The following is a 25,494-nucleotide window of genomic DNA, read 5'->3' as shown; positions in this document are numbered from 1 at the left end:
GGTCCGCCGGGCGTCCCGCGCCTACGGTCGAGGGAGTACGGGGCCGACCGGTCCCGCGGACGGAGGAGACCGACGTGTTCTCGCCACGCAACCTCATCATCGCCGGAGCCGTGCTCATCGCCGTCGCGCTCGGGTCGTCGGGCCACGGCTTCTGGTGGCTCTTCGGGCTCTTCTGGGTGCTCCCGCACGCCGCCGGACGCAGCCACGTCTGCCGCGGCGGCCACCGTGCCCGCCGCAGTCGCGAGGACACGTCGTCGGCCGACGCGGCGGTCGGACAGCCGGACCCGACGCAGGACCGGCACGAGGCCTTCCCGGTTCGCTAGCCCGTCCTCGCGTCCCGGGCCACGACTGGCCTTCCGTGGCCGACTGCCCCGTGAGTGCACGAAGTCCCGGGTATGCCGTGTCATCCGTCCACTCGCAGGGCAATCGCCACCCCCGGGAGCACCCGTCCTGTCCGGAGACCGTCGTCGGTGATGATGGAGGCATGACGACGCCGCCTCCTGTCGACGAGCTCCTCGCCCGGGCCCACGTCGTCGCCCTGCCGATGCGAGTGCGATTCCGCGGTGTCGACGCGCGCGAGGCCCTGCTCCTCGAGGGCCCTTCGGGCTGGGGTGAGTTCAGCCCGTTCGTCGAGTACGACGATCGCGAGTCCGCGCGCTGGCTGTCCGCGGCCCTCGAGGCGGCGTATGCCGAGTGGCCCGCGCCGGTGCGCGACGCCGTGGCCGTCAACGCGACCGTGCCGGCCGTCGGTCCCGACCGGGTGCCGGAGGTCCTCGCGCGCTTCGACGGGTGCACGACGGCGAAGGTCAAGGTCGCCGAGCGCGGCCAGACGCTCGACGACGACATCGACCGGATCGCGTCGGTCCGGTCCGTGATGGGTCCGTCGGCGCGCATCCGGGTCGACGCCAACGGTGGGTGGGACGTCGCGACCGCCACGGAGGCGCTGCGGCGGCTCACGGCATACGACCTCGAGTACGCCGAGCAGCCCTGTGCCAGCGTCGAGGAGCTCGTCGAGCTGCGAACTGCTCTGGCACGCAACGGGATCGACGTGCTCATCGCGGCCGACGAGTCGATCCGCAAGGCCGAGGACCCGATCCGTGTGGCCCGGCTCGGCGCCGCGGACCTCGTCGTCGTCAAGGTCGCGCCCCTCGGTGGCGTCGGGTCGGCGCTCGGGGTCGTGGAGGCGTGCGGCCTGCCCGCCGTCGTGTCGTCGGCGCTCGACACGAGCGTCGGCATCGCTGCTGGGGTGGCCCTCGCCGCGGCCCTGCCGTCGCTCGAGCATGCGTGCGGCCTCGGCACGGTGGGTCTCTTCGAGCGCGACGTCTCGGCGGACCCGTGGCGTCCGTCCGGCGGTCTCCTGAGGCTCGGACGCGCGACCGCCGACTCCGAGGCGCTCGCGGACCTCACGGCTCCGCCGGACCGGCAGAGGTGGTGGCGCGACCGGCTCGTGCGCTGCCACGCCGTGCTCGCCGAGGGGAGTGCCGGATGATCCAGGCCTGCCTGAACGGCGACCGCACCCGAGGCCAGCACCGCACGGTTCCGCAGACGCCCGACGAGCTCGCACGGGCCGCGGCCGACGCCGTGGCGGCGGGAGCCTTCATGGTGCACGTGCACCCGCGTGACGAGTCCGGCCGCGAGACCCTCGAGACGCGGCACGTCGTCGACGCGGTCAGCGCGATCCGGGCTGCGACGCCGGGGCTCCGCGTCAGCGTCTCGACGCGTGACGGCATCGTCGACAGTGCCCGCCGCAAGCTCGCCCACGTCTCGGAGTGGCCGTCGCCGGACCTCGGCGGCCCGGACTGCGCAAGCGTCAACTGGCACGAGGAGGGCGCCGTGGACGTCGCGACAGCATTGCGGGACAACGGATCCGGCGTCGAGGCGGGGATATGGACGCCTCAGGCGACCAGCCGCTTCGTGGCGACGAACTGGCCGTGGCAGGTCGAGCGAGTGCTCGTCGAGCTCATCCCCGGTGTGACCCCCGGCTCCGACGGGCCGTGGGCGGCCGAGCGCATCCTCGCGGCACTCGGCATGTCGCCGGTGCCGGTCCTCGTGCACGGTGAGGGGCGCTGGACCTGGCGGGTGCTGCGCTGGGCGCAGGCCGCGGGCTACGACGTGCGCGTCGGCCTCGAGGATACCGTCCACCTGCCCGACGGGCGGGAGGCGCGCGACAGCGCCGAGCTCGTCGCGGCGGCGGTGCGGTCCCAGCCGGGCACGCCGTCCCAGTGGCCGGTCCCCGACGCCCCGGGCTAGCCGACGCAACACACCGAGCAGGTCGCGACGCACCGCGATCCGATCCCGTTGCGTCGTGACCTATTCGGTGTGTCGCCGGGGCCAGCGGCGGTCGTCGCGGTGGGTCACGACCTGCTGGGCCAGCGCGCGCAGCCAGGCGGCCTCGGCCCGGCGGTCTGCCCGCGAGACGGGGACCTCGAGGACCCTGATGCCGGAAGGGGACTCAGTGAGCGCCTCGGCCAGCCGACCGAGGTCCTCGACGCGTTCGTATGCCGTGTGGTGCGCCGCGCACAGCGCCTCGAGGTCGGTGCCGTGCGGGGTCGCGAAGACGCGCTCGAAGGCACTCGCATAGCGGCTGTCACCCTGCTCGAGGGTGCTGAAGATCGCTCCGCCGTCGTCGCTGAGGACGACGAAGGTGAGGTCGGGCCGCCGCTGACCGCGGCCCGTGAGCAGGCCGTTCGTGTCGTGGAGGAAGGTCAGGTCGCCGAGGTAGGCGATGCTGCGCGCGGCCCGCGGGCGACCGAGGGCGACGCCGACGGCCGTGGAGACCATGCCGTCGATGCCGGCGAGGCCACGGTTGCCGACGACGAAGCGGTGCTCGAGCGGCGCCCACGGTGTGGCCATGACGTCGAGGTCGCGGACGGGGTTCGACGAGCCGACGACGAGGGTCGTGTCGGCGGCGACGGCGGCCCCCACGACAGCCGCGACGGCGAGTGGTGACAGTCCGCCGTGCTCGATGGCCCGGGACGGATCTGCCTCGGGCGCAAGGAGTCCCGCGTCGATGAGCCCGCCCAGCTGCTGGTCGGCGACGTGCCAGGCGTTGAACCAGGCCTGGTCGTCGGCGGCCTCGACCCGAGGCACGACGTCGAGCACGCGCGCCACCCGGCCCGGGTCGGTGGCCACGCCGTCACGACCTCGGACGGACAGGACCTCGAGGGCCGGGTCGCTGATGAGGCTCGTGACGGGGCGGGACAGGGTCGGGTGGCCGACCACGACGACGCGCTCGACGGCCCCGCGCAGGTCGGTCGTGAGCAGCAGCCGTCCGGTGCGCAGGGCCTGCCGTCCGATGCGCGCGCCCGAGGTGGGCTCCGCGACGAGGGGCCAGCCCGCGGCCTCGGCGAGCAGACGTGCTGCCGGTCCGGCGTCGTCGCCGGCGACGACGACCGTGCGCGGCCCGAGCGGCAGCACCTCGCCGTCGGTCGGCACGGACACCGACGCGTCGACGTTGCGGTCCGCCGTCTGCGCCGGGGCTGGGTTGGCGTGCGGTTCCGGCCCATCCGGGCGCTGCCACCACGTGTCGGGGTCGGCGTCCGGGGGCAGCAGGTCGCCGTCGAGCTGGACGTTGAGCTGGGTCGGCCCGCGCCGTGCGCAGGCGTCGGCCACGAGGCCGTCCCGCTCGTCGTCGGCGGTGGCCGCCGTCAGGTCGTGACACGTCGCGAAGGTGCCGAAGATGCCGGCCTGATCGGTCGTCTGGTTGGCGCCCGTGCCCCGCAGGCGGTCGGGCCGGTCGGCACTGACGACGAGCAGCCGACGCCCCGTGTGGTGCGCCTCCATCACTGCCGGGAGCAGGTTGCCGACGGCCGTGCCCGACGTCGTGACGACGGCGACCGGTCGGCGTGACCCGGTGGCGAGACCCAGCGCGAGGAAGCCCGCGGACCGCTCGTCGATCCGCACGTGCAGCCGCAGGTCGCCGGCCCGGTCGGCCGCGTCGAGGGCGAGGGCGAAGGGGGCCGACCGCGACCCCGGCGCGAGCACGACGTCACGCACGCCGCCGAGCCACAGCTGCTGGAGCACGTGCAGCGCGACCTCCGGAGCACTCCGACGACCGGTCACCGTCGCCCCGGTCAGTCGCTCGCGAGCGCGTCGCGCATCGGGATGAGCTTGGCGTTGGACTCGGCCACCTCGGACTCGGGGTCGGACCCCGCGACGATGCCGCACCCGGCATACAGCGTGATCTGCGACGGGTTGCCCGGGTCGATGGCGCCGCTGCGCAGGGCGATGCCCCACGCGCCGTCCCCGCTCGCGTCCATCCAGCCCACCGGGCCGGCGTAGCGCCCCCGGTCCATGTGCTCGAGCTCGCCGATCAGCTCGACCGCGCGTGCCGTGGGGGTCCCACCGACGGCGGCCGACGGGTGCAGCGACGCGGCGAGCGTCAGGGCAGAGGCCTCGTCGGCGCTCACGGCGGCGACATCGGTCGCGAGGTGCATGACGTTGGGCAGGTGCAGCACGAAGGGTGCCTCGGGCACGTTCATCGACGAGCAGTGCGGGGCGAGGGCCTCGGCGACGGAGCGCACGGCGTACTCGTGCTCCTCGAGGTCCTTCGACGAGCGAGCCAGCGAGGCCGCGAGCGCGAGGTCCTTGGCGTCGTCGCCGGTGCGGCGGATCGTGCCGGCCAGGACGCGCGAGGTGATGAGTCCCTGGTCGCGTCGCACGAGCAGCTCGGGGGTGGCCCCGACGAGACCCGCCACCGAGAAGACCCACGTGTTCTCGTAGCGCTCGGCGAGGCGACGCAGCAGCCACCGCGGGTCGATGGGGCCCGAGGCCGTCGCGACGAGGTCGCGGGCAAGGACGACCTTGTCGACCTCACCCGCCCCGATGCGCTGCACGGCCTCGGCGACCGCATGGGCGTAGTCGGCGGGCGACACCTGGCCGTCGGCGAACGCGACGTCACGAGGAGGCTCGGGATCGCTTGCGACAGAGGGCTTCTCAAGCAGCGTGAGCTGCGGCTCGAGGGAGACCGTCGTGAGCCAGGTCTGGCCGTCACGACGGCCGACGATGGTCGACGGCACGACGAGCCGGGCTGCCTCGGCGGAGTCGGAGGCGAAGGGGAAGGAGCCGAAGCACACGAGACCCGTGCCCGGCCGGCCGACCTCGTCGCGCACGACCGCGTGACGACTGATCTCTCGCCACCAGGCCTCAGCCTCGTGGAAGCGGTCGGCGCCGTGGGCCTCGAACGTCAGAGCCGAACCCCAGCCGACGAGGCCCTCGCCCCGGCGCACCCACGAGAGCAGCTCGTCGTGCGGGAGGTCGGCCGGGAGGTAGGCCAGCAGGGGGTCCGCTGCCTCGAGGGGCACCGTGCGGACGACGACCGTCGGTCCCGCGGCGGGGGACGGCGCTTCAGGGGCAGGAAGCGTGGACATCGGTGGCAACTCTACGGCCGAACGCGTGCCACCCTGCTCGCGTGGTCGCCGGTGCGACCCAACCCACACCCGCCGTGGGTGCGAGGATGAGCGCATGACCCGTGCGCAGCTGGACAAGAAGCCGGTCGACGTCGCGTCGATGTTCGACACCGTCGCCGAGAAGTACGACGTGACCAACGACGTGCTCTCGCTCGGGCAGGACCGGCTGTGGCGCAGGGCCGTCGTCAAGGCCGTCGACGCCAAGCCGGGGGAGCGCATCCTCGACATCGCGGCGGGCACGGGCACGTCGAGCGAGCCGTGGGCCGACCAGGAGATCGAGGTCGTCCCGGCCGACTTCTCGCTCGGGATGCTGCGGGTCGGCCGCCGGCGTCGTCCCGACATGGCCTTCACTGCCGCCGACGCGATGAGCCTGCCGTTCGCCGACGAGAGCTTCGACGTCGTCACGATGAGCTTCGGGCTGCGCAACGTCGCCGACGCCGAGACGGCGCTGCGCGAGTTCCTTCGCGTCACCAAGCCCGGCGGCCGACTCCTCGTCTGCGAGTTCAGCCAGCCGGTCAACAAGGTCTTCCGCACCGTCTACTCGAACTACCTCATGCGCGCGCTCCCGCCGGTCGCCCGGCGCACGTCGAGCAACCCCGACTCCTACGTCTACCTCGCCGAGTCGATCCGCGCGTGGCCGCCGCAGGGCGAGCTCGCCCGCGTCGTCGAGGCTGCCGGCTGGCAGCAGGTCGGTTGGACCAACCTGACGGGCGGCATCGTCGCGCTGCACCACGGCACCAAGCGCTGACCGCTGGCCTGTCGAGAGTTAGGCATGCCTTATCTGACAAGCGCGAAATCGCGGGAATAGACTCCCGAAGTTAGTTCGTGAAGATCTTCACAAGCGGTTCGGAAGCGTGCAGGGAGACATGACCAGTTCGAGCGTCGCGCCCAGCCCCTCGGGGTCTGGTGCTGCACCCGTCGAGCGGGCCGACGTCATCGTCGTCGGCGCCGGTCCGGGTGGCAGTGCGACGGCGGCCTACCTCGCCGACCACGGTCTCGAAGTGGTCCTCCTCGAGAAGTCGGCCTTCCCCCGCGACAAGATCTGCGGTGACGGCCTGACCCCCCGCGCGACCAAGGAGCTCATCTCCCTCGGCGTCGACACGACGGGGTGGCAGCGCACCAAGGGGCTGCGCATCAAGGGCGGCGGCCACACGCTGCAGCTCGACTGGCCCGAGTCCGACGCCTTCCCGGGCTACGGCATGGTGCGCACCCGCGCCCAGCTCGACGAGAGCCTGGCCCGCCACGCCGAGTCCAGGGGTGCGCGCCTCCACGAGCGCACGAGCGTCTCCACCCCGCTCCGGGACTCCTCGGGCCGCGTCACCGGCGTCACGGCCAAGCGCCTCGACGACGCCGGCCGCGCGACGGGCGAGACCGTCACCTACCGCGCGCCCGTCGTCGTCGCGAGCGACGGCGTCTCGAGCCGCCTCGCCACGGCCGTCGGCCGACCCAAGCGCGAGGACCGCGTCATGGGCGTCGCCGTCCGCGCCTACTACACGACGCCGAAGCGCGACGACTACCTCGAGAGCCACCTCGAGCTGTGGAGCCGCGACGACGACGGCAACCGCATCCTCATGCCCGGCTACGGCTGGCTCTTCCCGCTCGAGGACGGCCGGACCAACGTCGGCCTCGGCACGCTCGACACGACGTCGGCCTTCCAGAAGACCGACTACAAGGACGTCATGCGTCGCTGGGTCGAGGACATCAACCCCGAGTGGCAGCTCGAGCACGACGAGTCGGCCGGTCCGATCCGGGGCGCCGCGCTGCCGATGGGCTTCAACCGCACCCCGCTCTACGCCGACGGTCTGCTCCTCGTGGGCGACTCCGGCGGCATGGTCAACCCCTTCAACGGCGAGGGCATCGACTACGCCCTCGAGGCCGCGCGCCTCGGCGCCGAGCTCGTCGCCCAGGCCATGGCGCGCCCGAGCGACGCTGCGCGCGAACGGGTGCTCGCGGCATACCCCAAGGTCATGAAGGACGAGCTGGGCGGCTACTTCACCCTCGGTCGCTGGTTCGCCCACGCCATCGGCAACCCCGAGGTCATGCGGCTCGCGACGAAGTACGGACTGCCCCGCAGGAAGCTCATGCCGCTCCTGCTCAAGATCATGGCCAACCTCGCCGACCCGACGAGCAAGGGCGCGAGCGACCGCCTCATCACCACCCTCTCGCGGCTGGCTCCGAGCGCATGAGCCACCCGCCCGCCGGCGCCATTGTGACGCCGAGCACAATCGATGCCGACGCCCCTAGGATGGGTGCGCCGCGCACCTGCGCCCCTGCTTCGCACGTCAAGCACGACCGAAAGGCACGTGACCTCGGATGAACTCCTACGTCCCGATCCTGTTCATGCTGGGGCTCGGCTTCGCGTTCGCCGCGCTGTCGGTCTTCACCTCGCTCGTCGTCGGGCCCAAGCGCTACAACCGCGCCAAGCTCGAGGCGTACGAGTGCGGCATCCAGCCGACGCCCCAGGCCGCCGGCGGTGGCCGCGTGCCGATCAAGTACTACCTGACGGCGATGCTCTTCATCATCTTCGACATCGAGTCCGTCTTCCTCTACCCGTTCGCGGTGGCCTTCAACAAGCTCGGCCTCTTCGCACTGGTCGAGATGGTCCTGTTCATCCTCACGGTGTTCGTCGCGTACGCCTACGTCTGGCGTCGCGGCGGCCTCGAGTGGGACTGACGCCAGATGACCACGTGAGCACCCGCACGAGCGGGAACGCGTCCACCGGGTTCGTCAGGAAAGGTTAAGGAGTAAGCAATGGGTCTCGAAGAGAAGCTCCCAGCCGGGTTCCTGCTCTCGACCGTCGAGGGTCTCGCCGGCTACATGCGCAAGGCCTCGATCTGGCCGGCCACGTTCGGCCTCGCGTGCTGCGCCATCGAGATGATGGCAGTGGGCACGCCCGACTACGACATCGCCCGGTTCGGCATGGAGCGCTTCTCGGCGACCCCGCGCCAGGCCGACCTCATGATCGTCGCCGGCCGCGTCAGCCAGAAGATGGCCCCCGTCGTGCGCCAGGTCTACGACCAGATGCCCAACCCCAAGTGGGTCATCTCCATGGGGGTGTGCGCCAGCTCCGGCGGCATGTTCAACAACTACGCGATCGTCCAGGGCGTCGACCACATCATCCCGGTCGACATCTACCTGCCCGGCTGCCCGCCGCGCCCCCAGATGCTGCTCAACGCGATCATCGAGCTGCACCACCAGATCGAGACCTCCCCGCTCGGCGTCAACCGCGAGGAGGCGGCCAAGGCCGCCGAGGCCGCGGCTCTCTCCGCGACGCCGACGCACCAGATGAAGGGTCTCCTCGCATGAGCGACGGCGAGAAGAAGGACGACACGAACGCCGTGAACGCCGACACGACGAAGGACCAGGCCTCCGGCCTGACGCCCCACGAGATCGAGCTCGCCCAGACGGGCGGCGCGTCCGAGCCCGAGGTCGTCGGCGTCCGTCACGGCATGTTCGGCGCGACCCAGGGCGCCGACACGACCGGCTACTCCGGCCTCGTCCGCCCGATCCTCGTCGCCGGCGCCTCGGAGCGCCCCTACGGCGGCTACTTCGACGAGATCGCCGACAACCTCGAGCGTGGCCTCGTCGGCGGCACCGCCTCCTACGGCGAGGCCGTCGACCGCGTCGTCGTCGACCGGGGCGAGATGACGATCCACGTCCGCCGCGAGCACCTGGTGGCCGTCGCCCGCGTCCTGCGCGACGACGCGTCGCTGCGCTTCGAGATCGTCACCGGCGTCTCCGGCGTGCACTACCCCAACCGCACCGGCGAGGAGCTGCACGCGGTCTACCACTTCCTGTCGATCACCCACGGCGGCCGGCGGGTCCGCGTCGAGGTCTCGTGCCCCGACGACGACCGCCACATCCCGTCGATCGTCTCCGTCTACCCGGCCAACGACTGGCACGAGCGCGAGACGTGGGACATGTTCGGCATCGAGTTCGACGGCCACCCGGCCCTCACCCGAATCCTCATGCCCGACGACTGGCCGGGCCACCCGCAGCGGAAGGACTACCCCCTCGGCGGAATCCCCGTCGAGTACAAGGGCGCCACCATCCCGCCGCCGGACCAGCGGAGGTCGTACAACTGATGAGCACGCACACCGAGTTCACCCAGACCGAGGTGCCGGAGCCCGGCGCCAACGACGTCTACGCCACGTCCGTGGCCGACGAGCAGGCCAGCGAGGGCGCCCACGTCTTCAACGCCGCCGGCGGCGACTGGAACGACCTCGTCGACGAGGCCACCTCGCTCGGCGAGGAGCGCATCGTCGTCAACATGGGGCCGCAGCACCCGTCCACCCACGGCGTGCTCCGCCTCATCCTCGAGATCGACGGCGAGACGGTGACCGAGGCCCGCGCGGGCATCGGCTACCTCCACACCGGCATCGAGAAGAACATGGAGTACCGCACCTGGGTGCAGGGCGTCACGTTCTGCACGCGCATGGACTACCTCACGCCCATGTTCCAGGAGGCGGCCTACTGCCTCGCCATCGAGAAGCTGCTCGGCATCACCGACCAGATCCCCGAGCGGGCCAGCGTCATCCGCGTGCTCATGATGGAGATGACGCGCATCAGCAGCCACCTCATCTGCCTCGGCACCGGTGGCATGGAGATGGGCGCGACGACGGTCATGACCGTCGCCTTCCGGGAGCGCGAGCGCCTGCTGCGCGTCATCGAGATGGTGACCGGCCTGCGCATGAACAACGCCTACATCCGCCCCGGCGGTGTCGCGCAGGACCTGCCGCCCGGCTGCATCGACGCGCTGCGCGAGATGGTGCCCGAGGTGCGGCGCGGTCTCGGCGAGCTCGAGGCGCTGCTCAACGAGAACCCCATCCTCAAGGGCCGCACGGTCGACGTCGGGGTGCTCAACCTCGCCGGTTGCATGGCGCTCGGCATCACCGGCCCGGTGCTCCGCTCGACCGGCCTGCCGCACGACCTGCGCAAGCTCGACCCGTACTGCGGCTACGAGACGTACGACTTCGAGATCAAGACCCGCACGAGCCAGGACGCCTACGGCCGCCTGCGGATCCGCATCGACGAGATGTACGAGTCGCTGAAGATCATCGAGCAGGCGACCGACCGCCTCCAGGCGAACGAGGGCCCGGTCATGGTGGCCGACAAGAAGATCGCGTGGCCGGCGCAGCTCGCGCTGGGCAGCGACGGTCTCGGCAACAGCCTCGACCACATCCGCGAGATCATGGGCACCTCGATGGAGTCCCTGATCCACCACTTCAAGCTCGTCACCGAGGGCTTCCGGGTGCCGGCGGGCCAGGCGTACGTCGCCATCGAGTCGCCGAAGGGCGAGCTCGGCTGCCACGTCGTCTCCGACGGTGGCACGCGCCCCTACCGCGCGCACTTCCGCGACCCGAGCTTCAACAACCTGCAGGCCGTGGCCGCGATGTGCGAAGGCAGCCAGATCGCCGACGTCATCGTCGCCGTGGCCTCGATCGACCCCGTCATGGGAGGTGTGGACCGTTGAGCGGTCACGACGCTTCAGGCCACCTGCACGTCAGCCCCGAGTCCAAGGCGCCGTATGCCGCCGACGTCCTCGAGAAGCTGCACGTCGACGCCGCTGAGGTCATCTCGCGTTACCCGCAGAAGCGCTCGGCGCTGCTGCCGCTGCTGCACCTCGTGCAGTCGGTCGACGGCTACGTCACGGGCCGCGGCGTGAGCTTCTGCGCCGAGGTGCTCGACCTCACCGAGGCCGAGGTGAGCGGTGTCGCCACCTTCTACACGCAGTACAAGCGCCACCCCAACGGTGACTACACCGTCGGCGTCTGCACGAACACGCTGTGCGCGGTCATGGGCGGCGACCTCATCTTCGACCGGCTCTCCGAGCACCTCGGCATCGGCCACGACGAGACGACCGAGGACGGCAGGATCACCCTCGAGCGGGTCGAGTGCAACGCCGCGTGCGACTACGCGCCGGTCGTCATGGCCAACTGGGAGTTCTTCGACAACCAGACGCCGGAGAGCACGATCGGCCTCGTCGAGGACCTCCGCGCCGGCAAGGACGTCGCGCCGACGCGCGGCGCCGCCAAGGTCTGCACGTTCAAGGAGGTCTCGCGGGTGCTCGCAGGCTTCGAGGACGGCCGCGCCGACGAGGGTGTGGGCGCCGGCCCGGCGTCCCTGCTCGGTCTCAAGATCGCCAACGACCGCGGTTGGGTCGCCCCCGGGGCCGACCGCAACGGCTCGCACTCGTCGCAGGCCGACGGGAAGGACGGATCGAAGTGACCGACACCCTGACCCCGATCCTCACGAAGTTCTGGGACGACCCGCGGTCCTGGACCCTCGCGACCTACGAGCGCCACGACGGCTACAAGGCCCTCACCAAGGCGCTCGACATGGAGCCGCAGGCGATCATCGACGCCGTCAAGGACTCCAGCATCCGTGGCCGCGGTGGCGCCGGCTTCCCGACCGGCATGAAGTGGTCGTTCATGGCGCCGCCCGACGGCGGCCCGCGCTACCTCGTCGTCAACGCCGACGAGTCCGAGCCGGGCACGTGCAAGGACGTGCCGCTCATGATGGCCAACCCGCACGCGCTCATCGAGGGGGTGGCCATCTCCTCGTACGCCATCGGCTGCGAGCACGCGTTCATCTACCTCCGCGGTGAGGTCGTCCACGTCTACCGCCGCCTGCTGCGCGCCGTCGAGGAGGCCCGTGCCGCGGGCTACCTCGGCGACAACGTCGGTGGCAAGGGCGTCAAGGTCGACATCACCGTGCACGCCGGCGCCGGCGCCTACATCTGCGGCGAGGAGACGGCGCTGCTCGACTCGCTCGAGGGCCGTCGCGGCCAGCCGCGCCTCAAGCCGCCGTTCCCCGGCGCCGCCGGGCTCTACGCCCGCCCGACGTCGGTCAACAACGTCGAGTCCATCGCCTCGGTGCCCGGGATCATCCTCGAGGGCTCCGAGTGGTTCAAGGGCATGGGCACCGAGAAGTCCACGGGCTTCGGCATCTTCAGCCTCTCGGGCCACGTCACCAACCCGGGCCAGTTCGAGGCCCCGCTCGGTATCACGATGCGCGAGCTCATTGACCTCGCCGGCGGCATGCGCGGCGGCAAGAAGCTGAAGTTCTGGACGCCGGGCGGCAGCTCGACGCCGATCTTCACCGACCAGCACCTCGACGTGCCCCTCGACTTCGACTCGGTCGCCGCGGCCGGCTCGATGCTCGGCACGCGTGCGCTGCAGGTCTTCGACGAGACCGTGTCCGTCGTGCGCGCCGTCGCGCGCTGGACCGACTTCTACGCCCACGAGTCCTGCGGCAAGTGCACGCCGTGCCGCGAGGGCACGTGGTGGCTGCGCCAGATCATGAACCGCATCGAGAACGGCCAGGGCACGCAGGACGACATCGACAAGCTCGTCGACATCTGCGACAACATCCTCGGCCGCAGCTTCTGTGCGCTCGGTGACGCGGCCACGAGCCCGATCACCTCGGCCGTGCAGTACTTCCGCGAGGAGTTCGAGGCCGGCATGCACACGCCGGCCCACGAGCTCTTCCCGCCCGAGAAGTCGGTCCTCTTCGACGTCCAGACCAAGGAGTCCAGCGGGATGGTGTCCGCATGACCGCCACGACGGAGACGAAGGCGCCCACGGCGCCCGACCACGTCAGCCTGACGATCGACGGCGTGCCCGTCAGCGTCCCCAAGGGCACGCTCGTCATCCGCGCCGCCGAGACGATCGGCGTCGAGATCCCGCGCTTCTGCGACCACCCGCTGCTCGAGCCCGTCGGCGCGTGCCGCCAGTGCCTCGTGGACGTCGCGATGCCCGACCGCGAGGGCAACGTCCGCCCCATGCCGAAGCCGCAGGCCTCGTGCACGATGGCGGTGTCCGAGGGCATGGTCGTCAACACGCAGGCCACGTCCAAGGTCGCCGACAAGGCGCAGCAGGGCGTCATGGAGCTGCTCCTCATCAACCACCCGCTCGACTGCCCCGTCTGCGACAAGGGCGGCGAGTGCCCCCTGCAGAACCAGGCGATGAGCGCCGGCCGCCCGGTGTCGCGCTTCGACGACGTCAAGCGCACCTACCCCAAGCCGGTCAACATCTCCTCGCAGGTCCTGCTCGACCGCGAGCGCTGCGTGCTCTGCGCCCGCTGCACCCGCTTCTCCGACCAGGTCGCCGGTGACCCGTTCATCGCGCTCGTCGAGCGTGGTGCGCTCCAGCAGGTCGGCATCTACGAGGAGAAGCCGTTCGAGAGCTACTTCTCGGGCAACACCGTCCAGATCTGCCCGGTCGGCGCGCTGACCGGTGCGGCCTACCGCTTCCGCAGCCGGCCCTTCGACCTCGTGTCGACGCCGTCGGTCTGCGAGCACTGCGCGAGCGGCTGCGCGATCCGCACCGACCACCGCCGCGGCGTCGTGCTGCGCCGGATGGCGGCCGAGGACCAGGCCGTCAACGAGGAGTGGAACTGCGACAAGGGCCGCTGGGCGTTCACCTACGCCACGCTGCCCGACCGCGTCGAGCTGCCCATGGTGCGTGACGCCGACGGCGAGCTGCAGGTCGTCGGCTGGCCCGAGGCCCTCGCCGCTGCGGCGGCCGGTCTCGCCGGCGCCAGGGCCGGCGTGCTCGTCGGTGGACGCGTGTCCGCCGAGGACGCCTACGCCTACGGCAAGTTCGCGCGCGTCGTGCTCGGCACCAACGACGTCGACTTCCGGGCGCGACCGCACTCGGCCGAGGAGGTCGCCTTCCTCGCCGAGCACGTCGCCGCCACGGGACCCGATGGCGGCGCCGTCACGTATGCCGACCTCGAGGCCGCGAAGGCGGTCCTGCTCGTGGGCTTCGAGCCCGAGGACGAGAGCCCGATCGTGTTCCTGCGCCTGCGCAAGGCGTTCCGCAAGCACAAGACGCAGGTGTATGCCGTCGCGTCCCACCCGACGCGCGGCCTGACCAAGGTGGGCGGCACGCTGCTGCCGACCGTCCCCGGTCACGAGGCCTCGGCCCTGACCGACCTCGGCTCGACCGAGCTCGGCGCGAAGGCCCGCGAGGCCCTCGGTGCCGGTGGCGTCGTGCTCGTCGGTGAGCGCCTCGCCACCTCGCCCGGTGCCCTGCGCGCCGCGGCCGACCTCGCCGCCGCCACCGGTGCCCGCCTCGCGTGGGTGCCGCGTCGGGCGGGGGAGCGCGGTGCCCTCGAGGCCGGTGCGCTCGGTGCGCTCCTGCCCGGTGGACGCCCGGTCTCCGACGCCTCGGCCCGTGCCGAGGTCGCCCGCGTGTGGGACGTCGACCAGGTCCCGGCCACCCCGGCCCGCGACACGGCCGGCATCGTCGCGGCCGCTGCGGCCGGCGACATCGAGGCCCTCGTCGTCGGTGGTGTCGACCCGCACGACCTCGGTGACCCGGCCGCGGCCGCGGCGCTCGAGAAGGCGTTCGTCGTCTCGCTCGAGCTGCGCGAGTCGCCGGTCACGGCTGTCGCCGACGTCGTGCTGCCCGTCGCCTCGCAGTCCGAGAAGACCGGCACCTTCGTCAACTGGGAGGGCCGCGTCCGCGCCTTCGAGGAGGCCCTCGAGACCAACGCGGTCAGCGACCACCGCGCCCTCGACATGCTCGCGAGCGAGATGGGCGTCTTCCTCGAGACCCGCACCCAGCGCGAGATCCACGCCCAGTTCGAGGCCCTCGGCCCGTGGGGCGGCGCGCGTGCCACGAGCGCCCCCGACGGCCAGCGCGTCGCGACGGCCCCCGACGGCAGCGGCGACTTCGTCCTGTCGAGCTGGGCCACGCTGCTCGACGCCGGCCGCATGCAGGACGGCGAGCCGTTCCTCGCCGGCACCGCGCCGCTCGCCGTGGCCCGTCTGTCCGAGGCCTCGGCCGCCGGCCTGGGGCTCGCCGAGGGCGACCACGTCACGGTCTCCGGCCCGGCCGGCAGCGTCACGCTGCCCGCGGTCGTCACCGAGGGCATGGTCGACGGCGTCGTCTGGGTCCCGACCAATGCCAAGGACTGCTCGATCCGCTCGGGCCTCGGCACCGACGCCGGTGGCCGCGTCCACGTCACGAAGGGTGGTGCGGCATGAGCCTCGCCCTGACCGCATACGGGGTGGCAGCCACGCTGCCCGTGTCCGAGAACCCCACGGCCGACTTCAGCGACACCCCGTGGTGGGTGGCCCTGATCAAGGCCGTCGGCATCTTCGTCTACCTGCTCGTCTCGACGCTGCTCGTCATCTGGTTCGAGCGCCGCGTCATCGGCCGCATGCAGCAGCGCCCGGGCCCGAACCGCAACGGTCCGTTCGGTCTGCTCCAGACGCTCGCCGACGGCATGAAGTCGATGCTCAAGGAAGACATCACGCCGGCCAACGCCGAGAAGCTCATCTACACCCTCGCGCCGCTCATCGCCGCGACGATGGCCTTCGTGTCGTTCGCGATCATCCCGGTCGGCGGCACCGTCTCGATGTTCGGTCACGAGACGCCGCTGCAGGTCACCGACGTCCCCGTCGCCGTCCTGCTCGTGCTCGCCGTCGCCTCGGTCGGCGTCTACGGCATCATCCTCGCCGGGTGGAGCTCCGGCTCGACCTACCCGCTGCTCGGTGGCCTGCGCTCGACCGCCCAGGTCATCAGCTACGAGATCGCCATGGGCCTCTCGCTCGTCGCGATCTTCCTCTACAGCGGGTCGATGTCGACGTCGGCGATCGTCTCGGCGCAGAGCTCGCTCTGGTACATCCTCCCGGCGTTCTTCAGCTTCGCCGTCTACGTCATCACCATGGTCGGCGAGACCAACCGTCTGCCCTTCGACCTCGCCGAGGGCGAGGGCGAGCTGACCGGTGGATTCCACACCGAGTACTCCTCGATGCGCTTCGCGATGTTCTTCCTCGGCGAGTACGTCAACATGTTCACCGTCTCGGCCCTGGCCACCACGCTCTTCCTCGGTGGCTGGCAGGCCCCGCCGTTCATCTCGGCGATCAACGACAACATGTTCGGCGGCGGCTGGTGGGGCCTGCTGTGGTTCACCGCCAAGCTGTGGCTCTTCATGTTCCTGTTCGTCTGGCTGCGTGGCTCGCTGCCGCGCGTCCGCTACGACCAGTTCATGCGCTTCGGCTGGAAGTTCCTCATCCCGATCACGCTGGCCTGGGTCGTGGCCGTCGCCTTCATCCGCGGCGCGCAGCTCGGCTTCCTCGGTGACAGCAAGCTGACCTTCGCCGGCCGCGAGCTGTCCGTCGCGACCGTCGTCATCGTCAGCATCGTCGCCGTCATCGCCCTCGCCGCGGCGTGGATCTGGGACGACAAGCGCGCCGCCCGTGCCGCCGCCGAGGACGTGACCCCGCCGGAGGAGATCGACCCCTTCGGCGACGGCTACCCCGTCCCGCCGCTGCCGGGTCAGCGCCTCAACGAGCCGACCCGGTCGGGCCACCAGCTGGCGGCATCCCGCGAGCCCGTGCTCACGACCGCCGGCACCTCGAGCACCTCGACCGCCGTCAAGGAGGAGGACCATGGCTGACGACACCGTCGGCAAGGACGTGTCACCCAAGAGCCCCGCCAGGGGCTCGGAGGTCGGCGCGCCCCGTGACCAGCGACCCGGTCAGGACGACCGCAGCAAGGGCTTCCTGTCCGAGCTCTTCGCGCCGGTGGCCGGTTTCGGGGTGTCGTTCTCCACGATGTTCCGCAAGGTCGCGACCGAGGAGTACCCCGAGAAGCCGCGCCCCACGGCTCCGCGCTTCCACGGTCGCCACCAGCTCAACCGCTACCCGGACGGCCTCGAGAAGTGCATCGGCTGCGAGCTGTGCGCGTGGGCCTGCCCGGCCGACGCGATCCTCGTCGAGGGTGCCGACAACGACGACACCCCGCTCGACCAGGGTGGCAAGGGCCGCTTCAGCCCGGGCGAGCGCTACGGCCGCGTCTACCAGATCAACTACCTGCGCTGCATCTTCTGCGGCCTGTGCATCGAGGCGTGCCCGACCCGCGCGCTGACGATGACGAACTTCTACGAGCTCGCCGACAACGACCGCGGCAAGCTGATCTTCACCAAGGACCAGCTGCTGGCCCCGCTCCAGAGTGGCATGCTCCCGCCGCCCTTCCCGATGTCCGACGGGCTCGAGGAGCGCGACTACTACCAGGGCAAGGTCAGCGAGCCGACCGCCGCGCAGCGCGCCTACGTCGACGCCCGCGACGCGGCGCACGACGAGGACGACGCGTATGCCGGCGGGCCCGGCAACGTCGGGGCCGCGGTGCCCGGGGCCCACGACCTCGTGCACTCCACCCACCCGACCGCAGCAGAGACCAGGGAAGGGGCCAACCCGTGACCTCCACCGCCGAAGCCGTCGGCTTCTGGCTGCTCGCCCCGATCGCGGTCCTCGCCGCGCTGGGCCTGCTCTTCGCCAAGAAGGCCGTCCACGCCGCCCTCGGCATGGCGCTCGTCATGGTGATCCTCGGGATCTTCTACATCATGCAGAAGGCCGACTTCCTCGGGATCGTGCAGGTGTTCGTCTACACCGGCGCCGTGATGATGCTCTTCCTCTTCGTCCTCATGCTCGTCGGCGTCGACTCGTCCGACTCGATCGTCGAGACGATCAAGGGCCACCGCTGGGCCTCGCTGCTGCTCGTCATCGGGCTTGCCGGCATCCTCGTCTTCTCGCTGGGCCGCGTCGTCATGGACGAGCAGACCGTGCAGACGGGGATGGACAAGCTCGTCTCGTCCAACGCCGAGACCGGCAACGTGACCGGCATCGCCGAGCTGATCTTCGGCCAGTACGTCTGGATCTTCGAGGTCACCTCGGCCCTGCTCATCACGGCCGCCCTCGGCGCCATGGTGCTGGCGCATCGCGAGCGTCTGACGCCGCGCATCACGCAGGCCGAGTGGGCCGCCAAGCGCGTTCGTGACAACAAGAACGTCGCGGGCCTGCCCGCGCCGGGTGTCTACGCCCGCCACAACGCGGTCGACACCCCGGCACTGCTGCCCGACGGCACGCCGAGCGACCTGTCCGTCTCGCGTGTCCTCGTGGCCCGTGACCAGGTCGCCACGACCGACGGCTTCAAGGACGTCGAGCGCCACATGGAGCGCGAGATCGAGGAAGGTCGGTCCAAGTGAGCCCGATGCACTACGTCTACCTCTCGGTGCTGCTCTTCGCCATCGGCGCGGCTGCCGTGCTGGTGCGACGCAACGCGATCATCGTCTTCATGGGCGTCGAGCTCATGCTCAACGCGACGAACCTCGCCCTCGTCACCTTCTCCCGGATGCACGGCGCCCTCGACGGGCAGGTCATGGCCCTGTTCGTCATGGTCGTCGCAGCCGCGGAGGTCGTCGTGGGACTCGCCATCATCATGGCGATCTTCCGCGCCCGCCGCTCGGCCTCGGTCGACGACGCCAACCTGCTGAAGCTGTAAGGAGCGCCGGCCAGAATGGGAACTCTCGTCCAGACGCTCGCGAGCTCGTCGAGCACGCTGAGCACGTATGCCGCGGGCCTCGCCACGCACGAAGGTGAGGCGCACGCCGCCACCGGGGTGACGGCATACGCGTGGTTGCTCGTCGCGCTGCCGCTGCTCGGTGCCGCCGTGCTCCTCCTCGGCGGCCGCCGCACCGACAGGTTCGGGCCCGTGCTCGCGACCGCCCTCTCGTGGGGTGCATTCGTCGTCGGCGCGCTCGTCTTCCTCGCGATGCTCGGCCGTGGAGCCGAGGACCGCGCCGTCGGCATCGACCTCTTCGACTGGATCGCCGCCGGCTCGTTCAAGGTGAGCGCAGGTCTGCTCGTCGACCAGCTGTCCATGGTCTTCGTCCTGCTCATCACCTTCGTCGGCTCGCTCATCCACGTCTACTCGATCGGGTACATGGAGCACGACGTCGACAAGCGGCGCTTCTTCGCCTACCTCAACCTGTTCGTCGCGGCGATGCTGCTGCTCGTCCTCGCCAACTCCTACCTGCTGCTCTACGTCGGCTGGGAGGGCGTCGGCCTCGCGAGCTACCTGCTCATCGGCTTCTGGAACTACAACCCGGCCTACGCGACCGCGGCCAACAAGGCGTTCGTCGCCAACCGCGTCGGTGACCTCGGTCTGTCCATCGCGATCATGGTGATGTTCTTCCACTTCGGCGCGGTCGACTTCGCGACGGTGCTCGGCGCGGCCGGCAGCAACGCGAACCAGGGCTTCATGACGGCGATCGGCCTGATGCTCCTGCTCGGCGCCTGCGGCAAGTCGGCGCAGTTCCCGCTCCAGAGCTGGCTCGGTGACGCCATGGCCGGCCCGACGCCGGTCTCGGCGCTCATCCACGCCGCGACCATGGTCACCGCCGGCGTCTACCTCGTCGTGCGCTCGGCGCCGATCTTCGAGGCGGCGCCCACGGCCCAGCTCGTCGTCGTCATCGTCGGCGCGATCACGCTGCTCTTCGGTGCGATCGTCGGTTGCGCCAAGGACGACATCAAGAAGGCCCTCGCGGCCTCGACGATGAGCCAGATCGGCTACATGATGCTCGCCGCGGGTCTCGGCCCGGTCGGCTACGCGTTCGCGATCTTCCACCTGCTCATGCACGGCTTCTTCAAGGCCGGGATGTTCCTCGGGGCCGGGTCGGTCATGCACGGCATGAACGACCAGGTCGACATGCGCCGCTTCGGCGGGCTGTCCGGCGCCATGAAGCTCACGTGGGCCACGTTCGCCGTCGGCTGGCTCGCCATCCTCGGCGTGCCCCCGTTCTCCGGCTTCTGGTCCAAGGACAAGATCATCGAGGCCGCCTTCATCGGCGAGGGCTGGCGCCCGTGGGTCTTCGGGATGGCCGCCCTCATCGGTGCCGGCATCACGGCCTTCTACATGTCGCGCCTGTTCTTCATGACCTTCCACGGCAAGAAGCGCTGGACGGACGACGTGCACCCCCACGAGTCGGGCAAGCTCATGACGATCCCGATGATCGTCCTCGCCGTGGGCTCGGCCTTCCTCGGTCTGATCCTCGGCCCGACGGGTCTGTTCACCTCCTGGCTCGAGCCGGTCACCGGCGCCGAGCCCGAGGGTGCCCACCCGGTCATCCCGGTGCCGGTCCTCATGGCCCTGACGCTCGTCCTCGTCGCCGCCGGTGCGGCGTTGGCCTGGCTGCGCTACTGGCGCGACGACGTGCCGGTCACGGCTCCGGCGGGGTCGCTGCTGACGCAGGCGGCGCGCAAGGACCTCTACCAGGACCAGGTCAACGAGGCCCTCCTCATGCGACCCGGCATCCACCTCACGCGCTCGCTCGTCTTCGCCGACAGCAAGGGCGTGGACGGTGCGGCCGGTGGCCTCGCCGCCCTCGTCGGCGGGACGAGCTCCCGCTTGCGCAAGCTGCAGAACGGCTTCGCGCGCTCCTATGCCCTGACGATGCTCGCTGGTGTCGTCGCCATCCTCGGTGCTCTTTGGGTGATGTCCTGATGACCGCAATGTCCACCGTCCCCTGGCTGACGATCCTCGGCCTCATCCCCCTCGTGGGCGCGCTCGTCGTCGCCTTCGTGCCGGGGAGCGCCGAGAACGCCAAGCGGATGGCGATCGGGTTCTCGCTCGTCACGCTCGTCGTCGGCATCATCGCCGCGACGCAGTTCGACCGTGCCTCGACCAAGCAGTTCCAGCTCGGTGAGCAGCACCCGTGGATCCCGCAGTTCGGCGTCAGCTACTCGCTCGGCGTCGACGGCATCGCGCTCGTGCTCATCCTCATGGCGCTCGTGCTGACCCCGATCTGCCTGCTCGCCGCCTGGCACGACGTGCCCGAGGAGGTCGGCCCCCGAGGCGGCCAGCGCGTCAAGACGTACTTCGCGCTCATCCTCGTGCTCGAGACGTTCATGGTCGGGGTGTTCGCCGCCACCGACGTGTTCCTCTTCTACGTCTTCTTCGAGGCCATGCTCATCCCGGTCTACTTCCTCATCGGCCGCTTCGGCGGGCCGCGCCGGCAGTACGCCGCGATGAAGTTCCTCCTCTTCTCGCTGGCCGGCGGGCTCATCATGCTCGTCGCCGTCATCGCCCTCTACCTGCAGGGCCCCGGCGGGACCGACGGCTTCCTCATCGAGCGCCTCACCGGTCTCTCGCTCGACCCGACCACCGAGCGGCTGCTCTTCGTCGGCTTCTTCTTCGCCTTCGCGGTGAAGGCGCCGATGGTGCCGTTCCACACGTGGCTGCCCGACGCCGCCACCGAGTCCTCGCCGGCGACGGCGACGCTGCTCGTCGGCGTGCTCGACAAGGTCGGCACGTTCGGGATGATCCGCTTCTGCCTCCAGCTCTTCCCGGAGGCCAGCACGTGGGCGACGCCGGTCGTCGTGGCCCTCGCGGTGCTCTCCGTCATCTACGGAGCGCTCCTCGCGATCGGCCAGACCGACATGATGCGCCTCGTGTCCTACACGTCCGTGAGCCACTTCGGCTTCATCGTCCTGGGCATCTTCGCCTTCACCAACGTCGGTCAGGGCGGCTCCACGCTCTACATGGTCAACCACGGGTTCTCGACGGCCGCGCTCTTCCTCTTCGCGGCCATGCTCGTGCGGCGTCGGGGGAGCAAGCGCATCCCCGACTTCGGTGGCTGGCAGCGCATCACGCCGGCCCTCGCGGGCATCTTCCTCGTCGCGGGTCTCTCGGGCCTGGCCCTGCCGGGCCTGTCGAGCTTCGTCTCGGAGTTCCTCGTGCTCGTGGGCAGCTTCCCGACACAGCCGGTGGCCGCCGTCATCGCGACGACCGGCATCATCCTCGCCGCGCTCTACATCCTGCTCATGTACAAGCGGGTCATGACCGGCCCGAAGCCCGAGGGCCTCGTGGGCGAGCGCGAGCACGACCGGCTCGACGAGTCCGGCCGTCGCGGCCTCACCGCCGTGCGTGACCTGACGACGCGCGAGAAGCTCGTCGCGGCGCCGCTGATCGCCGCGTTCGTCGTGCTCGGCTTCCTGCCGAACCTCGCGCTCAACGTGATCAACCCGGCCGTCGACAAGACCCTGTCGCACGTCCAGCAAGCCATTCCGACCCTCAACCCGGCCGGCACCGTGGCCGAAGGGAGCTCGAAGTGACCGCCGTCGCTCCGCTGGCGCTGCCCACGCTTCCCGCAGCGTTCCAGCAGTCGAACGTCGACTACCTCGCGATCCTGCCGTTGCTCATCGTCTTCGGCACGGCGCTCATCGGCGTCCTCGTCGAGGCGTTCGCCTCGCGGGAGCGTCGCCACGCCATCCAGGTGACGCTCGCCGTCGTGGGCCTGCTCGCAGCCGCCGCGGCGATCATCCTCGCGGCCAAGCACCAGGGCCTGACGATGGGCCTGACGGACGGCTCGACCAACCGCCAGCTCTTCGCCCTGGCCGTCGACGGACCGGCCCTGTTCATGCAGGCCACGATCCTGCTCCTGGGTGTCCTCGGCGTCCTGACGATGGCCGAGCGCTTCGGCGGTGTCGGCCCCGACGCGTTCACCCCCAGCGGTGCCTCGACGCCGGGCTCGGCCACCGAGACGGCGGCGGCCCGCGCGGGCGCGCTGACGTCCGAGGTCTTCCCGCTGACGATGTTCGCGATCTTCGGCATGATGCTCTTCCCGACGACGAACGACCTCATCGGCATGTTCGTCGCCCTCGAGGTGCTCTCGCTGCCGCTCTACATCCTCTCGGGCCTGGCCCGCCGTCGCCGCCTGCTCTCGCAGGAGGCCTCCCTGAAGTACTTCCTGCTCGGTGCCTTCAGCTCGGCCTTCTTCCTCTTCGGCACGGCCCTGCTCTACGGCTACGCCGGCTCGGTCTACTTCGGTGACCTGTCCAAGGCGATCGCCTCCGGACCGCTCGCGATGAACGGACTGCTGCTGCCCGGCGCGTTCCTCGTCTTCGTCGGCCTGCTCTTCAAGGTCGGTGCGGTGCCGTTCCACGCGTGGACGCCCGACGTCTACCAGGGCGCCCCGACGCCGGTCACCGGCTTCATGGCCGCGTGCACCAAGGCCGCCGCGTTCGGCGCGATCCTGCGCCTCGCCTACGTCGGCCTCGACACCGGTCGCTGGGAGTGGACCAACGCGCTCGTCCTCGTCGCCCTGCTCACCATGGTCGTCGGTTCGGTGCTGTCGGTGACGCAGACCGACATGAAGCGTCTGCTCGCCTACTCCTCGATCGCGCACGCGGGCTTCATCCTCGTCGGCGTCCTCGCCTTCGACCGCAAGGGCGTGGGCGCGGTGCTCTTCTACCTCGTCGCCTACGGCTTCTCGACGATCGCGGCGTTCGCCATCGTCTCGCTCGTGCGCCAGAACGGCGCCGAGGCCACGCACCTGTCGCAGTGGGCCGGGCTCGGCAAGCGCTACCCGGTCGTGGCCGGCGCGTTCGCCTTCCTCATGCTCGCCTTCGCCGGCATCCCGCTGACCTCGGGCTTCGTCTCGAAGTTCGGCGTCTTCTCGGCGGCGATCGGCACGGGTGGCGCGACCGGCACCGTCCTGGCCGTCGTCGGCGTCCTCTGCAGCGCGATCACGGTGTTCGTCTACGCCCGGGTCATCGTCCTGATGTTCTTCAGCGACGCCCCCGACGACGCCGTCGAGGTCGTCATCCCGTCGGTGTCGACGACGTTCTCCATCGCCATCGGCACCCTGGCGACGCTCGCCCTCGGCGTCCTGCCGTCGGCGCTCCTCGACCTGGCCGACCGCGCCTCGCAGTTCGTCCGATGACGGCTCAGCCACTGCTGCAGGGTCGTTCGTCCGGTCACGGGGCTCGATGACGACGCACGCCACCCCGCCGGTCCTCGGGATCCCCGGGGCCACCGCGGACCTGTCGTCGCGCCTGCGTGACGGGCTGGCCCGGGTCGACGCCCTGCTGACGCAGGTCGTCGACCACGACGACCCGTTCATCGCGGCCGCGTCGGGACACCTCGTGGCGGCGGGCGGCAAGCGGTTCCGGCCGCTGCTGACGCTCCTCGCGGCGGAGCTCGGGCAGGGCATCAACGACGACGTCGTCGCGGCTGCGGCAGGGGTCGAGCTGACCCATCTCGCCTCGCTCTACCACGACGACGTCATGGACGAGGCGAGCGTGCGACGCGGCGTCGCGTCGGTCAACGCGGCCTACGACAACTCGACCGCGATCCTCGTGGGCGACCTGCTCTTCGGCAAGGCGTCCGAGCTCGTCGCGGGTCTCGGCGCCGAGGCCGTCCTCATCCAGGCCCAGACGTTCGTGCGCCTCTGCAACGGGCAGATCCGCGACGACCGTCCCTGCCCCGAGGGCGTCGACCCCGTCGACTACTACCTCGGCGTCCTCGCCGACAAGACGGGCGTGCTCATCGCGACGGCCGGACGCTACGGCGTCATGTTCAGCGGCGGCTCACCCGAGTCGGTCGAGATCATGCGGTCCTACGGCGAGAAGCTCGGCATCGCCTTCCAGCTCGCCGACGACCTCATCGACATCGCGTCCGACGCCGACGACAGCGGCAAGATCCCCGGCACCGACCTGCGTGAGGGTGTCGACACCCTGGCCGTGCTGCGTTTCCGTGCCATGGCCGATCCCGCCGACGCGTCGGACGCCCGTCTGCTCGAGCTCCTCGACGGTGACCTCACCGGCGACGCCGCCCTCGCCGAGGCCCTCGGGCTGCTGCGGTCCCACCGGGCTCTCGCGGTGGCCCGCGACGAGACGTATGCCGTCGCCCGCGAGGCGCAGGCGCTGCTCGACCCGCTGCCCGACAGCGACGCGAAGGCAGCCCTGCAGGCCCTGGCCCTCTCGGTCGTCGACCGCGTCGGCTGACCGAGCCTCCACCCACCCGTACAGCAAGCGCACCGCCATGCACGCGTGGTCACGACCGTCGAGTGAGCGCTCCGCCCCAGTCGAGTGAGCGCTCGGTCACACGTCGGGTGGGACGGAGCGCTCGGCGGTTTCAGGGCGTGTGCGCAACGGTGAGTAGTGCGTTGAGTTTAGAGGCGGGGGTGTGGAAGCCGAGGGTGGCTCGGGGGCGGGTGTTGAGCAGCTGTTCGACGTGGGCGATCTGCTCGTCGGGGACGGTGGTGAAGTCGGTGCCCTTGGGGAAGAACTCGCGGATCAGGCCGTTGGTGTTCTCGTTGGTGCCGCGTTGCCAGGGCGAGTGCGGGTCGCAGAAGTAGACCTTGCAGTCGGTCGCGACGGTGAACCGGGCGTGGTCGGCCAGCTCGGCGCCTTGGTCCTAGGTCAGGGTCTTGGCCAGGTGCGCGGGCAGCGTGGTGATCATCGTGGTGAGCCGGTCGGTGACGGTGGCGGCGTCGCGCCGGCCCGGCAGCC

General features: G+C 70.8%; 22 protein-coding genes and 1 pseudogene. 20 read left to right on the top strand and 3 right to left on the bottom strand.

The genetic code is table 11. From position 1 onward, the window contains the following. Positions 1 to 74: 74 nt before the first annotated feature. From H283_RS0118550 to H283_RS0118540, 3 genes are all read left to right on the top strand, one after another. The gene (locus tag H283_RS0118550; protein WP_020145025.1) at positions 75 to 323 is read left to right on the top strand and encodes a hypothetical protein; all 249 of its coding nucleotides are present in this window, start codon (positions 75 to 77) and stop codon (positions 321 to 323) included. Between the two features lie 161 nt (positions 324 to 484). Beyond that, positions 485 to 1,489, top strand: a complete 1,005-nt coding sequence (locus H283_RS0118545) for an o-succinylbenzoate synthase (RefSeq protein WP_020145024.1) — start codon at positions 485 to 487, stop codon at positions 1,487 to 1,489. Further along, entirely contained in the window at positions 1,486 to 2,250 is a 765-nt protein-coding gene (locus H283_RS0118540; RefSeq protein ID WP_020145023.1) for a 3-keto-5-aminohexanoate cleavage protein, read from the top strand. Before H283_RS0118545 ends, H283_RS0118540 begins: the two co-directional genes overlap by 4 nt. A gap of 60 nt (positions 2,251 to 2,310) precedes the next feature. Here H283_RS0118540 and menD read toward each other — a convergent pair whose 3' ends face one another. Together menD and H283_RS0118530 are read right to left on the bottom strand one after the other, a co-directional pair. Next, positions 2,311 to 4,062 carry a 2-succinyl-5-enolpyruvyl-6-hydroxy-3-cyclohexene-1-carboxylic-acid synthase gene (gene menD / locus H283_RS0118535; protein WP_020145022.1) on the bottom strand — a complete coding sequence of 584 codons (1,752 nt, stop codon included), beginning with the start codon at positions 4,060 to 4,062 and terminating at the stop codon, positions 2,311 to 2,313. A gap of 11 nt (positions 4,063 to 4,073) precedes the next feature. Continuing rightward, positions 4,074 to 5,369, bottom strand: a complete 1,296-nt coding sequence (locus tag H283_RS0118530; RefSeq protein ID WP_028785726.1) for an isochorismate synthase MenF — start codon at positions 5,367 to 5,369, stop codon at positions 4,074 to 4,076. 94 nt (positions 5,370 to 5,463) lie between these two features. Here H283_RS0118530 and H283_RS0118525 point away from each other — a divergent pair, with 94 nt between their 5' ends. From H283_RS0118525 to H283_RS0118445, 17 genes are all read left to right on the top strand, one after another. Continuing rightward, the gene (locus H283_RS0118525) at positions 5,464 to 6,156 is read left to right on the top strand and encodes a demethylmenaquinone methyltransferase (RefSeq protein WP_020145020.1); all 693 of its coding nucleotides are present in this window, start codon (positions 5,464 to 5,466) and stop codon (positions 6,154 to 6,156) included. Positions 6,157 to 6,274: 118 nt separating this feature from the next. Further along, positions 6,275 to 7,594, top strand: a complete 1,320-nt coding sequence (locus tag H283_RS0118520; protein ID WP_020145019.1) for a geranylgeranyl reductase family protein — start codon at positions 6,275 to 6,277, stop codon at positions 7,592 to 7,594. A 127-nt stretch (positions 7,595 to 7,721) separates the two neighbouring features. Beyond that, the gene (locus H283_RS0118515; RefSeq protein ID WP_020145018.1) at positions 7,722 to 8,081 is read left to right on the top strand and encodes an NADH-quinone oxidoreductase subunit A; all 360 of its coding nucleotides are present in this window, start codon (positions 7,722 to 7,724) and stop codon (positions 8,079 to 8,081) included. Between the two features lie 78 nt (positions 8,082 to 8,159). Beyond that, positions 8,160 to 8,714 (top strand): NADH-quinone oxidoreductase subunit B family protein, encoded by a 555-nt coding sequence (locus tag H283_RS0118510; RefSeq protein WP_020145017.1) that lies wholly within the window; start codon positions 8,160 to 8,162, stop codon positions 8,712 to 8,714. Further along, positions 8,711 to 9,493 carry an NADH-quinone oxidoreductase subunit C gene (locus H283_RS0118505; RefSeq protein ID WP_020145016.1) on the top strand — a complete coding sequence of 261 codons (783 nt, stop codon included), beginning with the start codon at positions 8,711 to 8,713 and terminating at the stop codon, positions 9,491 to 9,493. Before H283_RS0118510 ends, H283_RS0118505 begins: the two co-directional genes overlap by 4 nt. Beyond that, positions 9,493 to 10,881 (top strand): NADH-quinone oxidoreductase subunit D, encoded by a 1,389-nt coding sequence (locus H283_RS0118500; RefSeq protein WP_020145015.1) that lies wholly within the window; start codon positions 9,493 to 9,495, stop codon positions 10,879 to 10,881. Before H283_RS0118505 ends, H283_RS0118500 begins: the two co-directional genes overlap by 1 nt. Further along, positions 10,878 to 11,636, top strand: coding sequence for an NADH-quinone oxidoreductase subunit NuoE (gene nuoE / locus H283_RS0118495; protein WP_020145014.1), 759 nt, complete (start codon positions 10,878 to 10,880; stop codon positions 11,634 to 11,636). The genes H283_RS0118500 and nuoE overlap by 4 nt, the downstream gene beginning before the upstream one ends. Beyond that, positions 11,633 to 12,964, top strand: coding sequence for an NADH-quinone oxidoreductase subunit NuoF (nuoF, locus tag H283_RS0118490; RefSeq protein WP_020145013.1), 1,332 nt, complete (start codon positions 11,633 to 11,635; stop codon positions 12,962 to 12,964). Before nuoE ends, nuoF begins: the two co-directional genes overlap by 4 nt. Further along, positions 12,961 to 15,402, top strand: a complete 2,442-nt coding sequence (locus tag H283_RS0118485; RefSeq protein WP_020145012.1) for an NADH-quinone oxidoreductase subunit G — start codon at positions 12,961 to 12,963, stop codon at positions 15,400 to 15,402. Before nuoF ends, H283_RS0118485 begins: the two co-directional genes overlap by 4 nt. Next, complete coding sequence (gene nuoH / locus H283_RS0118480) at positions 15,399 to 16,820, top strand: NADH-quinone oxidoreductase subunit NuoH (protein WP_020145011.1); 1,422 nt, start codon at positions 15,399 to 15,401, stop codon at positions 16,818 to 16,820. Before H283_RS0118485 ends, nuoH begins: the two co-directional genes overlap by 4 nt. Beyond that, a complete protein-coding gene (nuoI, locus tag H283_RS0118475) occupies positions 16,813 to 17,622 on the top strand; it encodes an NADH-quinone oxidoreductase subunit NuoI (protein ID WP_020145010.1) in 810 nt (269 codons plus the stop codon). The genes nuoH and nuoI overlap by 8 nt, the downstream gene beginning before the upstream one ends. Beyond that, positions 17,619 to 18,407, top strand: a complete 789-nt coding sequence (locus H283_RS0118470; protein WP_020145009.1) for an NADH-quinone oxidoreductase subunit J — start codon at positions 17,619 to 17,621, stop codon at positions 18,405 to 18,407. The genes nuoI and H283_RS0118470 overlap by 4 nt, the downstream gene beginning before the upstream one ends. A 5-nt stretch (positions 18,408 to 18,412) precedes the next feature. Further along, a complete protein-coding gene (gene nuoK, locus H283_RS0118465; protein ID WP_369791903.1) occupies positions 18,413 to 18,703 on the top strand; it encodes an NADH-quinone oxidoreductase subunit NuoK in 291 nt (96 codons plus the stop codon). Between the two features lie 15 nt (positions 18,704 to 18,718). Further along, positions 18,719 to 20,704 carry an NADH-quinone oxidoreductase subunit L gene (nuoL, locus tag H283_RS0118460; RefSeq protein ID WP_020145007.1) on the top strand — a complete coding sequence of 662 codons (1,986 nt, stop codon included), beginning with the start codon at positions 18,719 to 18,721 and terminating at the stop codon, positions 20,702 to 20,704. An 8-nt stretch (positions 20,705 to 20,712) separates the two neighbouring features. Beyond that, positions 20,713 to 22,314, top strand: a complete 1,602-nt coding sequence (locus H283_RS0118455) for an NADH-quinone oxidoreductase subunit M (protein ID WP_020145006.1) — start codon at positions 20,713 to 20,715, stop codon at positions 22,312 to 22,314. Continuing rightward, positions 22,311 to 23,924, top strand: coding sequence for an NADH-quinone oxidoreductase subunit NuoN (gene nuoN / locus H283_RS0118450; RefSeq protein WP_020145005.1), 1,614 nt, complete (start codon positions 22,311 to 22,313; stop codon positions 23,922 to 23,924). Before H283_RS0118455 ends, nuoN begins: the two co-directional genes overlap by 4 nt. 46 nt (positions 23,925 to 23,970) lie before the next feature. Continuing rightward, positions 23,971 to 24,987: a polyprenyl synthetase family protein gene (locus tag H283_RS0118445; RefSeq protein ID WP_020145004.1), complete on the top strand. Its 1,017-nt coding sequence runs from the start codon at positions 23,971 to 23,973 to the stop codon at positions 24,985 to 24,987. 130 nt (positions 24,988 to 25,117) lie between these two features. Here H283_RS0118445 and H283_RS27850 read toward each other — a convergent pair. After that, positions 25,118 to 25,387 (bottom strand): annotated as a pseudogene (locus H283_RS27850) (IS30 family transposase); the annotation flags it as partial. Between the last annotated feature and the right edge of the window lie 107 nt (positions 25,388 to 25,494).

The sequence above is a fragment of the Terracoccus sp. 273MFTsu3.1 genome (genome assembly GCF_000383675.1).
Classification (GTDB): Bacteria; Actinomycetota; Actinomycetes; order Actinomycetales; family Dermatophilaceae; genus Terrabacter.
Note: the sequence above shows the minus strand (reverse complement) of the source record. Positions and strands in the feature narration are given on the sequence as shown.

Coding starts and splice junctions, on each gene's coding strand:
- H283_RS0118545 (WP_020145024.1), top strand. CDS start 485: ATGACGACGCCGCCTCCTGTCGACGAGCTCCTCGCCCGGGCCCACGTC.
- H283_RS0118540 (WP_020145023.1), top strand. CDS start 1,486: ATGATCCAGGCCTGCCTGAACGGCGACCGCACCCGAGGCCAGCACCGC.
- H283_RS0118530 (WP_028785726.1), bottom strand. CDS start 5,369: ATGTCCACGCTTCCTGCCCCTGAAGCGCCGTCCCCCGCCGCGGGACCG.
- H283_RS0118525 (WP_020145020.1), top strand. CDS start 5,464: ATGACCCGTGCGCAGCTGGACAAGAAGCCGGTCGACGTCGCGTCGATG.
- H283_RS0118520 (WP_020145019.1), top strand. CDS start 6,275: ATGACCAGTTCGAGCGTCGCGCCCAGCCCCTCGGGGTCTGGTGCTGCA.
- H283_RS0118515 (WP_020145018.1), top strand. CDS start 7,722: ATGAACTCCTACGTCCCGATCCTGTTCATGCTGGGGCTCGGCTTCGCG.
- H283_RS0118510 (WP_020145017.1), top strand. CDS start 8,160: ATGGGTCTCGAAGAGAAGCTCCCAGCCGGGTTCCTGCTCTCGACCGTC.
- H283_RS0118505 (WP_020145016.1), top strand. CDS start 8,711: ATGAGCGACGGCGAGAAGAAGGACGACACGAACGCCGTGAACGCCGAC.
- H283_RS0118500 (WP_020145015.1), top strand. CDS start 9,493: ATGAGCACGCACACCGAGTTCACCCAGACCGAGGTGCCGGAGCCCGGC.
- H283_RS0118485 (WP_020145012.1), top strand. CDS start 12,961: ATGACCGCCACGACGGAGACGAAGGCGCCCACGGCGCCCGACCACGTC.
- nuoH (WP_020145011.1), top strand. CDS start 15,399: ATGAGCCTCGCCCTGACCGCATACGGGGTGGCAGCCACGCTGCCCGTG.
- nuoI (WP_020145010.1), top strand. CDS start 16,813: ATGGCTGACGACACCGTCGGCAAGGACGTGTCACCCAAGAGCCCCGCC.
- nuoK (WP_369791903.1), top strand. CDS start 18,413: ATGCACTACGTCTACCTCTCGGTGCTGCTCTTCGCCATCGGCGCGGCT.
- nuoL (WP_020145007.1), top strand. CDS start 18,719: ATGGGAACTCTCGTCCAGACGCTCGCGAGCTCGTCGAGCACGCTGAGC.
- H283_RS0118455 (WP_020145006.1), top strand. CDS start 20,713: ATGTCCACCGTCCCCTGGCTGACGATCCTCGGCCTCATCCCCCTCGTG.
- H283_RS0118445 (WP_020145004.1), top strand. CDS start 23,971: ATGACGACGCACGCCACCCCGCCGGTCCTCGGGATCCCCGGGGCCACC.